General features: G+C 71.2%; 10 protein-coding genes and 1 pseudogene. 8 read left to right on the top strand and 3 right to left on the bottom strand.

Annotation, left to right across the window (positions count from 1 at the left end):
• The first annotated feature begins 89 nt into the window (after positions 1 to 89).
• On the top strand, positions 90 to 1,715 hold the full coding sequence (gene aceB / locus ACH4ZX_RS14375; protein ID WP_398272019.1) for a malate synthase A: 1,626 nt from the start codon (positions 90 to 92) through the stop codon (positions 1,713 to 1,715).
• A gap of 4 nt (positions 1,716 to 1,719) precedes the next feature.
• Here aceB and ACH4ZX_RS14370 read toward each other — a convergent pair whose 3' ends face one another.
• Positions 1,720 to 2,634, bottom strand: coding sequence for a HipA family kinase (locus ACH4ZX_RS14370; protein WP_398272017.1), 915 nt, complete (start codon positions 2,632 to 2,634; stop codon positions 1,720 to 1,722).
• A gap of 405 nt (positions 2,635 to 3,039) precedes the next feature.
• Here ACH4ZX_RS14370 and ACH4ZX_RS14365 point away from each other — a divergent pair, with 405 nt between their 5' ends.
• Both ACH4ZX_RS14365 and ACH4ZX_RS14360 read left to right on the top strand, forming a co-directional pair.
• The gene (locus tag ACH4ZX_RS14365; RefSeq protein ID WP_398272015.1) at positions 3,040 to 5,031 is read left to right on the top strand and encodes an ABC transporter ATP-binding protein; all 1,992 of its coding nucleotides are present in this window, start codon (positions 3,040 to 3,042) and stop codon (positions 5,029 to 5,031) included.
• 95 nt (positions 5,032 to 5,126) lie between these two features.
• The gene (locus tag ACH4ZX_RS14360) at positions 5,127 to 6,215 is read left to right on the top strand and encodes a sulfite oxidase (protein ID WP_398272013.1); all 1,089 of its coding nucleotides are present in this window, start codon (positions 5,127 to 5,129) and stop codon (positions 6,213 to 6,215) included.
• Between the two features lie 37 nt (positions 6,216 to 6,252).
• On the opposite strand, the gene ACH4ZX_RS14355 is transcribed toward ACH4ZX_RS14360, so the two are convergent.
• Positions 6,253 to 6,402 carry a DoxX family protein gene (locus ACH4ZX_RS14355; RefSeq protein ID WP_398272141.1) on the bottom strand — a complete coding sequence of 50 codons (150 nt, stop codon included), beginning with the start codon at positions 6,400 to 6,402 and terminating at the stop codon, positions 6,253 to 6,255.
• Between the two features lie 74 nt (positions 6,403 to 6,476).
• Here ACH4ZX_RS14355 and ACH4ZX_RS14350 point away from each other — a divergent pair.
• Positions 6,477 to 6,773: pseudogene (locus ACH4ZX_RS14350) on the top strand (TetR/AcrR family transcriptional regulator); the annotation flags it as partial.
• Between the two features lie 17 nt (positions 6,774 to 6,790).
• Here the strand turns inward: ACH4ZX_RS14350 and ACH4ZX_RS14345 are convergent.
• Positions 6,791 to 7,762: a LysR family transcriptional regulator gene (locus ACH4ZX_RS14345; RefSeq protein ID WP_398272012.1), complete on the bottom strand. Its 972-nt coding sequence runs from the start codon at positions 7,760 to 7,762 to the stop codon at positions 6,791 to 6,793.
• Positions 7,763 to 8,109: 347 nt separating this feature from the next.
• Here ACH4ZX_RS14345 and ACH4ZX_RS14340 point away from each other — a divergent pair, with 347 nt between their 5' ends.
• The 4 genes from ACH4ZX_RS14340 (at position 8,110) to ACH4ZX_RS14325 (ending at position 12,520) form a co-directional block, all read left to right on the top strand.
• On the top strand, positions 8,110 to 8,613 hold the full coding sequence (locus tag ACH4ZX_RS14340; RefSeq protein WP_398272010.1) for an ATP-binding protein: 504 nt from the start codon (positions 8,110 to 8,112) through the stop codon (positions 8,611 to 8,613).
• Positions 8,610 to 10,109: an aminopeptidase P family protein gene (locus ACH4ZX_RS14335; RefSeq protein ID WP_398272008.1), complete on the top strand. Its 1,500-nt coding sequence runs from the start codon at positions 8,610 to 8,612 to the stop codon at positions 10,107 to 10,109. Before ACH4ZX_RS14340 ends, ACH4ZX_RS14335 begins: the two co-directional genes overlap by 4 nt.
• Positions 10,110 to 10,245: 136 nt before the next feature.
• Positions 10,246 to 11,691: an aminopeptidase P family protein gene (locus ACH4ZX_RS14330; protein WP_398272007.1), complete on the top strand. Its 1,446-nt coding sequence runs from the start codon at positions 10,246 to 10,248 to the stop codon at positions 11,689 to 11,691.
• A gap of 124 nt (positions 11,692 to 11,815) precedes the next feature.
• Positions 11,816 to 12,520, top strand: a complete 705-nt coding sequence (locus tag ACH4ZX_RS14325; protein ID WP_398272005.1) for a GntR family transcriptional regulator — start codon at positions 11,816 to 11,818, stop codon at positions 12,518 to 12,520.
• Positions 12,521 to 12,819 lie beyond the last annotated feature (299 nt).

Here is a 12,819-nt window from a genome sequence, read left to right as displayed (position 1 = left end):
GGCAGCACGTCATTGAGGTTCCACGATGAGGAAATTAGTATCCATCCAGCAGAAGCGCCCAGCAGCGCCCTATCGAGGAGTGACAGCTCATGCCCGCAGCAGCGCCGTCCCCGCTGGCCGTAGTCGACGCCGAGCCCGTGCCGCGGCAGGAGGAGGTCCTCACCGACGCGGCGCTCACCTTCGTGGCCGAGCTGCACCGCCGGTTCACGCCCCGGCGTGACGAACTCCTCGCCCGCCGCGCCGAGCGCCGCGCCGAGATCGCCCGCACCGCCACCCTCGGCTTCCTCCCCGAGACGGCCGCCATCCGCGCGGACGACTCCTGGCGGGTGGCCCCGGCGCCCCCCGCCCTCGACGACCGCCGGGTCGAGATCACCGGCCCCACCGACCGCAAGATGACGGTCAACGCCCTCAACTCCGGCGCACGGGTCTGGCTCGCGGACTTCGAGGACGCCTCCGCCCCGACCTGGGAGAACGTCGTCCTCGGCCAGGTCAACCTGATCGACGCGTACACCCGCAGCATCGACTTCACCGACCCGGCGAGCGGCAAGTCGTACGCCCTGCGCCCGGAGGAGGAACTGGCGACGGTGGTCGTGCGCCCGCGCGGCTGGCACCTGGACGAGCGTCACCTCGTCGACGCCGACGGCACCCAGGTCCCCGGCGCCTTCGTCGACTTCGGCCTCTACTTCTTCCACAACGCCCGGCGCCTGCTCGACCTCGGCAAGGGCCCGTACTTCTACCTCCCGAAGACGGAGTCGCACCTGGAGGCCCGCCTCTGGAACGACGTGTTCGTCTTCGCTCAGGACTACGTCGGCATCCCGCAGGGCACCGTCCGCGCCACCGTCCTGATCGAGACGATCACGGCGGCGTACGAGATGGAGGAGATCCTCTACGAACTCCGCGACCACGCCTCCGGGTTGAACGCCGGCCGCTGGGACTACCTGTTCTCCGTGATCAAGAACTTCCGTGACTGCGGGCCCCGGTTCGTCCTGCCGGACCGGGGCGCGGTGACGATGACGGCCCCGTTCATGCGGGCGTACACCGAACTCCTGGTCCGCACCTGCCACAAGCGCGGCGCGCACGCGATCGGCGGCATGGCGGCCTTCATCCCGTCCCGCCGGGACCCCGAGGTGAACAAGGTCGCCTTCGAGAAGGTCCGGGCCGACAAGGACCGCGAGGCGGGCGACGGCTTCGACGGCTCCTGGGTCGCCCACCCCGACCTGGTGCCGATCGCCATGGAGTGCTTCGACAAGGTGCTCGGCGACCGGCCGAACCAGAAGGACCGCCTGCGCGAGGACGTCCACGTCGAGGCGGCCGACCTGATCGCCGTCGACTCCCTGGACGCCCGGCCGACGTACGCCGGTCTCGTCAACGCCGTCCAGGTGGGCATCCGTTACATCGAGGCCTGGCTGCGCGGGTTCGGCGCGGTCGCCATCTTCAACCTCATGGAGGACGCGGCCACCGCGGAGATCTCCCGCTCCCAGATCTGGCAGTGGATCAACGCCGGCGTCGAGTTCGAGAACGGCACCAGGGCGACGCCGGAACTGGTCCGCGAGATCGCCGCCGGGGAACTCGACGCCGTCCGCCGCGAGACCGGCGCGGAGGCCTTCGCGTCCGGCCACTGGCAGCAGGCCCACGACCTGCTGCTCAGGGTCGCCCTGGACGAGGACTACGCCGAGTTCCTGACCCTGCCGGCGTACGAACAGCTCGCGGGCTGACGCCTCAGCCCAGGTGGACCGACCAGTCCTGTTCCGCCGCCGGCCTGCCGTGCAGGTCGGGCACCCGCTTGAGCCAGTCGGGGCGGCCCTGCTGGGTGCGTGCCGCGCGCCGGGCCTCTTCGGCGGCGAGCTCCTCCCGGCCGGGGAAGTCGGTGGGCAGCCAGGCCGCCGAGGCCCGCACGCGCGCGTGCAGGTAGCCCGCGTACGCCTCGCGCACCTGGTCCGGGCCGGCGAACCCCGCCTCCTGGGCCAGCCAGGCGTCCGGCACGCACGCGGTGACCTCGCGCAGCAGCTCGGGCGTCACCTTCGGTGCCAGCTCGGCGTCGGCCGCCCGGGTGTCGGGGCCGTAGTGGCCGAGGGCGTGGTGCCGGAAGTCGTACGCCTTCTCCGGGGCGGAGATGTCCCAGCGGTGGTGGAAGACCAGGGCGGCACCGTGGTCGATCAGCCACAGCCGCGGGGGTGCGATGCCGAGCGTGGGCCACAGCATCAGGTTGGAGCTGTGGACCGTACGGTCCACGTTCGTGGTCAGCGCGTCGAGCCAGACGATCCGGCCCGCCTCCAGCGGATCGACCGGGAAGACCTTCGCGACCTCGGGCGTGAAGTCCCGCGCGCCCGGCAGGAAGTCCATGCCGAGGTTGATCCCGTGGCTGGCGGCGTGCAGGTCGCGCACCTCCTGGTGCGGTTCCTGCCCGGCGATCGCCGGGTCGAAGTGGACCAGCACGAGTTCGGGGAAGCGCAGTCCGAGGGCGCGGGCCAGCTCCCCCACGATCACCTCGGCGACCAGCGCCTTGTGCCCCTGCGCGGAGCCGGTGAACTTCACGACGTAGGTGCCCAGGTCGTCGGCCTCGACGATCGCGGGGACGGAGCCGCCGGAGTGCAGGGGCGCGACGTAACGGGTTGCGGTGACCTCTCTCAGCATCTCCCAGGCCCCCACAGTGTCCTTCGGCTCACTCGGCTCACTCGGCTCACTCGGCTCACTCGGCTCACTCGGCTCACTCGGCTCACTCGGCTTGCCTTCCGCGGCCGGCCTCCGGCCCGAAGTGAGCATAGTAACCGAGCGTGACAGACGGGGAGGAACGCCTGGGCCGTCGCACCGGCGGCGCAGCTCCACGAGCGTGCGGACCGGGCCGTCCGCACGCAGCACCCTGTCGGCCGGCCCGGACAGCGCATCCGAACGCCTGGTCGGACATGAGCAGAACTCGCCCCGGAAGCGTGACACTTCCACGAACCGATCCTGCCGGACGGCGGTCTGCAACAGACTCGGCATGCTCACCCACGGCCCGGCGTACCGGGCCCTGAACTGGCCCACTTCGGGAGGCGCCCGGTGAAGAGGTTCTTCGGTCCGGTGAAGATGGCCGAGCCACGGGTCTCCGACGCCGAACAGGAGCTGTTCGGCGGACCGTTGCGCTATGACATGGGCTGGTCCCACCACGAGCACGCCGGCCTGGACCTGACCATGATGTCGGCGCTGCGCTCCATGCCGTCCCTCGTCGGCGCCACCCTGCGCCTGGCGTGGAGCGCCGACCGGCGGGCACTGTTCGCGGTGGCGGCCAGCGAGCTGGGCCAGGGCATCGCCGCGGCCGTCGGCCTGCTCGCCCTCAACGCCGTCATGCACGCCCTGCTCGGCGGGAGCGGCGACGCCGTCCAGCGGCTGCACTCGCTGCTGCCCGGCCTGCTGGCCGTCGCCGCCATCGGGGTGGTCAACTCCGCCCTCTCCGCGTGGTCGACCTCTCGCGCCGGGCGTCTGGAGCCGATGGTCGAGCGGATCGCCACCACCCAGTACCTGGCCGCCGCCACGAGCGTCGAGCTGGAAGCCATCGACGACCCCGACTTCCGGCGGCTCGTGGACGTCGCCCAGTACGGTCCGGCCTCCGCCCGCCGCATGATCGGCGCCTGCGTCGCCGCGCTGAACGGCCTCATCTCCCTGGTCACCACGGCCGGCGTGCTCGCCGTCCTCCACCCGGTCCTGCTGCCCATGCTGATCCTCATCGCCGCCCCGCGCGGCTGGGGCGCCATGCGCGTGGCCCAGGAGCGGTACGTGTCGGTGATGAGCTGGATCGAGCACGTGCGGGCCGGCCGGCTCATCGGCAACCTGCTCACCGAGCGCAGCGCCGCCCAGGAGGTCCGCCTCCACGGCGTCGGCGCCTTCCTGCTCAGCCGCTACGAGCGCATGGCCGAGAGCGCGGAGTCCGAACAGGAACGCCTCGCCTCCAGCAAGGCCCTGACCGAGTGGGTCGCCTCCGCGCTGTCCGGCCTGGCCATGGCCGCGACATACGGGGCCATGTTCTGGCTGATCACGGCCGGGCACATGAGCCTCGCCATCGCCGGTACCGCCGTGATCGCGGTTCGGACCGGGTCGGCGAGCCTGGGCGCGCTGGTGATGAACATCAACCAGCTGCACGAGGAGTCCCTCTACGTCCGCGATCACGGCCGGTTCCTGGTGCAGGCAGCGCGGCGCACCATCCCGGAGGGCGGCGATCCGGTCCCCGAGCAGGTCAGGGAGATCGTCCTCGACCGCGTGACCTACCGCTACCCCGACCGTGACACGGACGCCCTGGACCAGGTGTCCCTCACCCTGCCGATGGGCTCGGTCACCGCCGTGGTCGGTGAGAACGGTTCCGGCAAGAGCACGCTGATGAAGATCCTGTCAGGCCTGCTGCTGCCCCAGGCCGGCGCCTTACGCTGGGGCGGGGCGGACATCGGCGACCTCGACCGCTCCCAGGTGTTCGAACGCGTCTCCCTGCTCACCCAGGACTTCCAGCGCTGGCCCGTGACCGCGGCCATGAACATCCGCCTCGGCCGCCCCGCCCACGCGGCCGCACCGCAGGACCTGCAGCCCTCGGTGGACTACGCCGGAGCCGGACCGGTCATCGCCAGACTCCCCGACGGGCTGCGGAGCCTGCTGGCCCGCGTGTTCCGCGGCGCCATCGAACTCTCCGGCGGCGAATGGCAGAAGGTGGGTCTCGCCCGCACCCACTGGCGCAGCTCGACATCGCGGGCGGACAGCGTCCTCATCGTCGACGAACCCACCTCCGCCCTCGACCCCGAAGCCGAGATCGAAGCCTTCGACCGCATCCGCCGCCTCGCCGCCCCGAACCGGGCCGTCGTCCTGGTCACGCACCGCATGTCCGGCGTCCGCCACGCCGACCGCATCTACGTCCTCGCCCAGGGGCGCCTCGCCGAACACGGCACCCACGACGAACTCATGACCGCCCAGGGCCGCTACGCCGCCATGTTCGACGCGCAGGCGGCCCAGTACGCACCCGAGGCCGGCATCCCGAAACCCGCCGCGCCGCCCGTCGCGGATCCCGCATGACCCATCGATCGGATCGACCGGAAAGCCCGCACCCGGTCGGGGGCATCGCCCCCGCATGCGAGGGTCCGACCGCGGGCCGCGGGTAGGCGTCCCGTATGGAGCTGTGGGGCAAGCGGGACGACATGGTGGTGCACGAGCGGGAGCCGTTCAACGCCGAACCGCCGCGCGTGGCGCTGGCGCGAGAGCGGCAGACCCCCGTCGGCGTCTTCTACAGCCGCAACCACGGACCGATCCCCGACATCGACCCGAGGGCGTGGCGGCTGCGGGTGGACGGCCTGGTCGGGCACCGGCTGGAGCTCTCCCTGCGGGAACTGCGCGAGCGGTTCGAGGAGGTGGAGATCAAGGCCACCTTGCAGTGCGCGGGCAACCGGCGCGCCGGTCTCGCCGCGGTACGCGACATCCCGGGCGAGGCTTCCTGGGGCCCCGGCGCCACCGCCACCGCCCGTTGGAGCGGCGTCCGGCTCCGCGACGTCCTGGCCGAAGCCGGCCTTGAATCCCAGGCCGCGCACATCGCCTTCAGCGCCCCGGACGTCTCGCGGAAGGCCGACCCGCCCCAGCCCTACGGCGGCTCGATCCCCGCCACCAAGGCCCGCAGCCCGGAAGTGCTGCTCGCCTGGGCCATGAACGGAGAACCACTCCCCCGCGTCCACGGCGGCCCGCTGCGTGCCGTGGTGCCGGGCTGGATCGGCGCACGCAGCGTCAAATGGCTCACGCGGATCACCGCCCGGTCCCAGCCCTCGACCAGCTACTTCCAGACGACCGCCTACCGCATCCTGCCGGCCGGGGCCGACCCCGCCCGAGCCGAACCCGGCACCGGCATCTCCCTCGGCCCGCTCCCCGTGAACTGCGACATCCTCACCCCTGACAACGGCGCCCAACTGCCCCCGGGGCCTACGGAAATCATGGGCTACGCCCTGGCGGGCGACGGCCGCATCGTCGCCCGCGTCGACGTCTCCCCCGACGCCGGAGGCGACTGGCGGCAGGCCGAACTCGACCCCGCGGACAGCCCCTGGGTCTGGCAGCACTGGCGCACCACGCTCGACCTGCCCGCCGGCGAAAGGCACGTGACCGCCCGGGCGTGGGACAGCACCGGCGCGCTCATGCCCGAATCTCCCCGCTCCCTGTGGAATCCCCGGGGCTACGGCAACAACTCCTGGGCCCGCGTCCACGTCACCTGCCGCTGAACCGGGATGGCGTCGCCGGTCCCGCCGTGTCGCTGGTTCAGCCGGACGTCGTGAGCAGGGACGTGAGGTAGACGGTGACGAGCAGGGCGCACACGGTCGCGGGGGCGAGGGCGCGCACCCCGTCTGCGCGGCGTGCGTGCGTGATCACGGCGCCGGCCATGAGCAGCAGCAACCCGGCACCGGCCAGGGTGCCCAGTGGCGGTACCGCCGGCCCGGCGGCGACTCCGGCGGCACCGGCAGGTAGAACTGCGTCCTGGTCAGCTGCGCCGCCGTGGACTCGGCTACCTGCACACGGACAACGGCCTGTCCTCGCGGGCCCGGCGCGACCTGCAGAGCGGGATCGCCTCCGGCCGCTTCACCGCCGTGGAACCCGCCGTCGCCCTCTCCGCGCTGGGCGGCACGCTGCTGTCACTGCTGGAACTGAAATTCTCCCGCCCCGACCTGGACGGGGACGAGGCGGCATCGCACCTCGCCGAGATGGTCCTGCGCATGCTGGGCCTGACCGCGGACGACGCCCGGGAGGTCGCCCGGCGCCCCCTGCCCGACCTCGGCCGGTGAGAGCCGGACGGAGATTCCTACCCGAGCCCGCTCGGCAGGCGTGCGGAGGTGTAGGCCCGGTTCACCCAGCGCTGCAGGTGGGGGGCCTGGGCCAACAGGTCGCGGTAGACGCGGACCGCGTGGTGATGCACGGCCTCGACCACGGATGCCTCGACGGCCTCACCGCGCCAGATCAGCAGGTGCCGCTGCCACAACGGGTCCCCGGCCAGAGGCTTGACCACCACCCCGTCGATGGGGCGCACGGTGGGCTGGACCACGGTCACCCCCAGCCCCCTGGCGATCATGGACTGCAGCTGATCGAGTACGTGGAACTCGTGGGTACCGGCCGGCATGAAACCCGCGGCCTGGCAGGCGTCGTAGAAGGCGCCGGGCCAGCCCACCCCGTCGTCGGAGGAGACGAACCAGGTGTCCTCGGCCAGCTCCTCCAGCGGGACCTCCACGCGGTGCGCCAGCGGGTGGCCGGCGTGCATGGCCACGAAGATCGGGACGGTGTTGATGGCACGGTGCGCCAGAGCGGAGGAGTGCCGTAGGGGCAGTCCGGGGTAGTCGACGCCCAGTGCGGCGTCGAGCTCGCCGGCCTCCAGGAGACTGAGCAGTTCGCCGGTGGCGTAGACGCTGCAGACGGAGACCTTGAGGTCCGGGCAGGCGTCGCGCAGGGCGTTCAGCAGCGTCGGCACGATCGGTGTGTTGGTGGCGCCGAGGCGGAGCGTACCGTCCACTGTGGTCGGGCAGCTCGTACGCCGTCGCCCGAGGGCGTCGGCACGTACCAGGATCTCGCGTGCCTGGCTCACGACCTCCGCTCCATAGGCGGTCAGCCGCACGCCCGTACTGCCGCGCAGGAACACCCCCTCACCGAGCAGTCGCTCGATGCGACGCAGTTGGGTGCTCAGTGCGGGCTGGGTGAATCCGAGCGCGACGGCCGCCCGGCCGACGCTCCCGCAGTCCGCGATCGCGCACAGCACACGCAGGTGACGCAACTCCAGTTCCATCGGTTCACCTCGTCGTGCGGCGGAAACAGGGGTCCATTATGCGCGCGGGCCGACAGGCGCGGCACTCCACGCTCTCGGGGCCGGAGTGGTGCGGCCCGGCCGGCTCGCCGCGGGCGCCGCGCGTTATGCGTGGTCCGCTCGTTCTCTTATGCCTCAGCCCGTTGTCCCCGCGGAGCCGGTCGTGGAACTCTCCCTGCACGTCCTGTCCCGCCGAGGTGGAGCGGGTCTGCTCCCGGTGACCCGGGCATCCCCGTGGCGGTCCTCATCGCCGTGCGGAGTGCTCGTGCGCCGCGGCGGCTGTGGCATCCGGTGACCGCCGAAGCGCCTCATCTTCGAGGAGAGACAACATGCCTCATACCCAGGCCAGCTTCACCGTGGAGGCGACCGCGGCGGCGGTTCACGGCGCTCGCCACCGTATCTCCGCGACGGTGAGGTCGTGGGACACATCGTTCGAGGACGAGCTGTTCTCCCGCTTGGAACTGGTGGCATCGGAACTGCTCACCAACGGCCTCCAGCACGCGGGCGGACCCATGTCCGTCGAGGTGACCCTGGAGCAGGGCCTCCTCGTCATCGCGGTCCTCGACGGCAGTGCGGCGGTTCCGCAGCCGTGTGCGGCCGAGGTCGACGACGAGCGTGGACGCGGCCTTCTTCTCATAGAAGCCCTCTGTCTGTTCCAGGGCGTCGAACGCACCGCCTCCGGCAAGCGGTGCTGGGCGGTTCTGCCCGTGGCGACCACACCTGCCCCGGCTGACCGGCGGAGCACTCAGGACGGCAGCGCCCCGGATGCGCGCTGGTCGGTGACGCCCGCCGGCGAACGGCTGCTGTCGAACCTGTTCGAGATATGTCCATGACCAATACGTCTGAGGAGGCGATGGTGGCTGCAGAGACGGCCGCAGAAACGGCCGCGGAGACGGCCGCGGAGACGGATGAGAGCAGAGAGCGGAAGAACGGTCTGTACGGCCGGGTGAGCGTCGAACTCGCCGAGAACATGAAGCAGGGCTGGGCGGACACGGAGCGCCGCGGTCTGGAGCAGATCGCGCAGTCGGCCTACACCGCGCGTCGCAGGACGGAGCTGTCCGCCCGGTTCCCCGGCGAGTTGCTGGTGATCCCGGCCGGCAACCCGAAGGTCCGCGCCAACGACACGGCCTACCCCTTCAGGCCCTCGTCGGACTACGTCTACCTGACCGGCGATCAGTCCCAGGACGCCGTGCTGGTCCTGGAGCCCGGCCGGTACGGCGGGCACCGGGCGATCGCGTACCTGCTCCCCCGCTCCGACCGGGAGAGCGGAGAGTTCTGGCTCGACTATCACGGTGAGCTGTGGGACGGCCGCCGCAACAGCCTCGCGGAGAACGAGCAGTTGCTCGGTCTGCCCTGCCGCGATGTCCGCACGCTCGCCGACCGGCTCGGCGCGGCCGACGGCCCGGTCCGCCTGCTGCGTGGCTACGACGCGGGTATCGACTCGGTGCTCGAAGGGAAGGTGACGGACGAGCACGACGACGAGTTCCGCGTGGCCCTCTCCGAGATGCGTCTGGTCAAGGACGAGTGGGAGATCGCTGATCTGCGTTTCGCCTGCGAGGCCACGGCCCTCGGCTTCGAGGACGTCGTCCGCGCCCTCAGCGCCGCCGCGCCGACGCCCGAGCGGCTCATCGAGGGCACGTTCTGGACGCGCGCCCGGATCGAGGGCAATGACGTCGGCTACGCGTCGATCTGCGCGGCGGGATCCCACGCCACGACTCTGCACTGGGTGCGCAATGACGGCGAGACCCGTCCCGGCGAACTTCTGCTGCTCGACGCCGGAGTGGAGACCCGTAATCTCTACACCGCCGACATCACGCGCACCCTGCCCGTCGACGGGCGCTTCACCCCGGTCCAGCGAAAGGTCTACGACGCGGTGTACGCGGCGCAGGAGGCCGGCATCGCCGCGGTCAAGCCGGGTGCCGCGTACCGGGACTTCCACGACGCCGCCCAGCGGGTTCTGGCCGAACACCTGGCCGCCTGGGGGCTGTTCGGGGACAGGTCGGCGGACGAGGCGTACGAACTCGGACTGCAGCGTCGCTGGACGCTGGCCGGCACGGGCCACATGCTCGGCCTGGACGTTCACGACTGCGCCAAGGCCCGCACCGAGATGTATGTGGACGGCACACTGCAGCCGGGCATGGTGCTCACCGTGGAGCCGGGCCTCTACTTCCAGTCCGACGATCTGACCGTTCCCGAGGAATACCGGGGCATCGGCATACGGATCGAGGACGACATCCTGGTGACCGAGGAGGGCAGCGAGAACCTCTCGGCCGGCCTGCCGCGGGAAGCGGACGAGGTGGAGGCCTGGATGTCCCGGCTGCGCGCCTGACGTCTCCTGCCGCGTTCCCCGCGGGCGGGGGCCGGCCACCGGGGACCGCGTCAGCACGACTCCGGTCAACCGCATCTTCGCTGCAGAGCGGAAGCTGTGCAGCCGAACCACGACACGAAACAGGAGAGGCTTCTCGATGCAGGAGCAGGGCAACGCCTCCGACACGGGCGATGACGAGTCTCACGGGCCGGCCACCCCGGCCGGCCCCTTCCGGGGAGGCTGGGCGAATACGGACCTGAAGCCGCCGCTCCTGCCGGGTGCGGCGTGCGCGGCCAAGCGGCGCTCGGCGGTGTCCGAACGGTTTCCCGGTGAGCGGATCGTCGTCCCGTCAGGCGGGCTGAAGGTCAGGAGCAACGACTTCGACTACACGTTCCGGCCGCACTCCGCTTTCGTCCATCTCACCGCCGATCACGGGACGCAGGCGGTCCCCGACAGCGTCCTCGTCTTCGAGCCGACAGGATGCGGACACTCGGTGACCCTGTTCGTCCGGCCGCGGTCGCCGCGTGACGGCGGCCGGAACGGCGCGGAGTTCTACGGCGACCGACGGCACGGCGAGTTCTGGATCGGCCGGCGCAGAACGCTGTCGGAGACCGCGGACGCCCTCGGTCTCGAGGTCGCCGCGCGCGACGATCTCGAGCGGGCTCTCGGGAAGAAGGCACCGACCCGCGTGCTGCGCGGTGAGGACGCGCACGTCGACTCGCTGGTTCCGCCGGACTCGCGGGCAGACGCCGAACTGGTCACCTTCCTGTCGGAACTGCGACTGGTCAAGGACGAGTGGGAGGTCGGCCAGCTGCGTGCCGCCGTGGACTGCACCGTCGCGGGTTTCCACGACGTCGTCGGCGAACTGGGCAACGCCACTCTCCTGGCGCGGGGAGAACGCTGGATCGAGGGCACCTTCAACCGGCGTGCCCGGCTCGGCGGTCACGGACTGGGCTTCGAGACCATCGTGGCGGCGGGGGCGCACGCCTGCGTCCTGCACTGGATGCGCAATGACGGCCCGGTGCGGAACGGGGACCTGCTCCTGCTGGACGCGGGCGTCGAGGCGGACTCCTTCTACACCGCGGACGTCACCCGGACGCTGCCGGTCAGCGGCCGCTTCACCGATGTCCAACGCCGCGTCTACGACCTGGTCCTCGCCGCCCAGTCGGCGGGCATCGCCGCGCTGCGGCCCGGCGCCCGGTACGGCGACTTCCACGACGCCGCCATGCGGGTCATCGCCGAAGGACTCGACGCCTGGGGGCTGCGGCCGTCCGGCGGTGCGGTTTCGGGTTCCGGGTCCGACCTGTACCGCCGGTACACCCTGTGCGGCTCGGGCCACATGCTGGGTCTGGACTGCCACGACTGCGCCGGCGCCCGCGACGCGACGTACCTGGGCGGTGTCCTGGAGGCCGGACATGTCCTCACCGTCGAACCCGGGCTCTACTTCCAGCCCGACGACCTGACGGTGCCCGAAGAACTGCGCGGCATCGGCGTACGGATCGAGGACGACTTCGTCATCACGGCCGACGGGGCCATGTGCCTGTCCTCGGGCCTGCCGCGCGACGCGGACGAGGTGGAGACCTGGATGGCGTCCTTGCGCTGACTCCCCCGCCCCGCCTTGGTGCGGCCCCGGAGCCTGGAACCGATCTTGCAAGTGGAGCAACGTGACATTGTATAGTGGGAGGTCAATGCGCTGGTATATAGGGCTGGTACTCGGAGGAGCGAAGATGCCTCATCTCAAGTCGCAGGCGATCTCCGTCCAGACCCATCTGCGCGATCAGGTCGCCAATGCCCTCCGAGCCGCGCTCATCGCGGGTGAACTCCGTCCGGGTGTCATCTACTCGGCCCCCACACTGGCGGCGGAACTCGGCGTTTCCGCCACCCCGGTGCGTGAGGCCATGCTGGACCTGGCGAGGGAGGGCCTGGTCGAGGCGGTGCGCAACAAGGGGTTCCGCGTCACGGAGATGACCGACAAGGACCTCGACGACTTCACCGACATCCGGACCCTGATCGAGGTCCCCACCGTGGGCCGCGTCGCCGCGACGGCGAGTGCCGGGCAACTGGAAGCCTTGCGTCCGCTGGCGGAGCAGATCGTCACGGCGGCCCAGGGGCATGACGTCCTGAAGTACCTCGAAGCGGATCACCGGTTCCACCTGGAGCTGCTGGCCCTGGCCGGCAATCCTCACCTCGTGGAGGTCGTGGCCGACCTGCGCAAGCGGTCACGCCTGTTCGGGCTGGGCAGCCTGAACGAGACCGGCCGCCTGGTGTCTTCCGCCCAGGAGCATGTCGAACTCCTCGACCTGATGCTGGCCGGCCGGATCCAGGAGGCGGAGGACTGCATGCGCCGCCACCTCGCGCACGTCCGCACCCTGTGGGCGGACGGCCAGGCAGACGCCGTAGCCGACGCGTCGGTTCTTCGGCTCAGCCGGTAGGCCTCCGGCCACCGCACACCACCCGCCCCGAAGCCCCTGTCCGCGGCGCGCGGCAGCCTTTCCGCGCCCGCGATCACAAACAGCCATGTCCCGGACGGCCCGTTCCCTCCGCCCGCGAGACCTGCCGGTCCGTCCGTGAGACCTGCCGGTCCACACGGTGACGCCGTCGGACCCTGACGGCGCCACCTGAGCCCGCAACCCGCGGTCCGGATATCGGACACAGCTCGGTAACGAGCCGTCACACCCCTTGGCTATGCAATTTCACATTACTATGTTACGCGTCACACCTCACAGGCGGA

This window comes from Streptomyces sp. NPDC020490 (genome assembly GCF_044335305.1).
GTDB lineage: Bacteria > Actinomycetota > Actinomycetes > Streptomycetales > Streptomycetaceae > Streptomyces.
Note: the sequence above shows the minus strand (reverse complement) of the source record. Positions and strands in the feature narration are given on the sequence as shown.

What these genes read in the sequence shown, in the direction of transcription:
- aceB (WP_398272019.1), top strand. Translation starts at nt 90, where the DNA reads ATGCCCGCAGCAGCGCCGTCCCCGCTGGCCGTAGTCGACGCCGAGCCC.
- ACH4ZX_RS14370 (WP_398272017.1), bottom strand. Translation starts at nt 2,634, where the DNA reads ATGCTGAGAGAGGTCACCGCAACCCGTTACGTCGCGCCCCTGCACTCC.
- ACH4ZX_RS14360 (WP_398272013.1), top strand. Translation starts at nt 5,127, where the DNA reads ATGGAGCTGTGGGGCAAGCGGGACGACATGGTGGTGCACGAGCGGGAG.
- ACH4ZX_RS14345 (WP_398272012.1), bottom strand. Translation starts at nt 7,762, where the DNA reads ATGGAACTGGAGTTGCGTCACCTGCGTGTGCTGTGCGCGATCGCGGAC.
- ACH4ZX_RS14340 (WP_398272010.1), top strand. Translation starts at nt 8,110, where the DNA reads ATGCCTCATACCCAGGCCAGCTTCACCGTGGAGGCGACCGCGGCGGCG.
- ACH4ZX_RS14335 (WP_398272008.1), top strand. Translation starts at nt 8,610, where the DNA reads ATGACCAATACGTCTGAGGAGGCGATGGTGGCTGCAGAGACGGCCGCA.
- ACH4ZX_RS14330 (WP_398272007.1), top strand. Translation starts at nt 10,246, where the DNA reads ATGCAGGAGCAGGGCAACGCCTCCGACACGGGCGATGACGAGTCTCAC.
- ACH4ZX_RS14325 (WP_398272005.1), top strand. Translation starts at nt 11,816, where the DNA reads ATGCCTCATCTCAAGTCGCAGGCGATCTCCGTCCAGACCCATCTGCGC.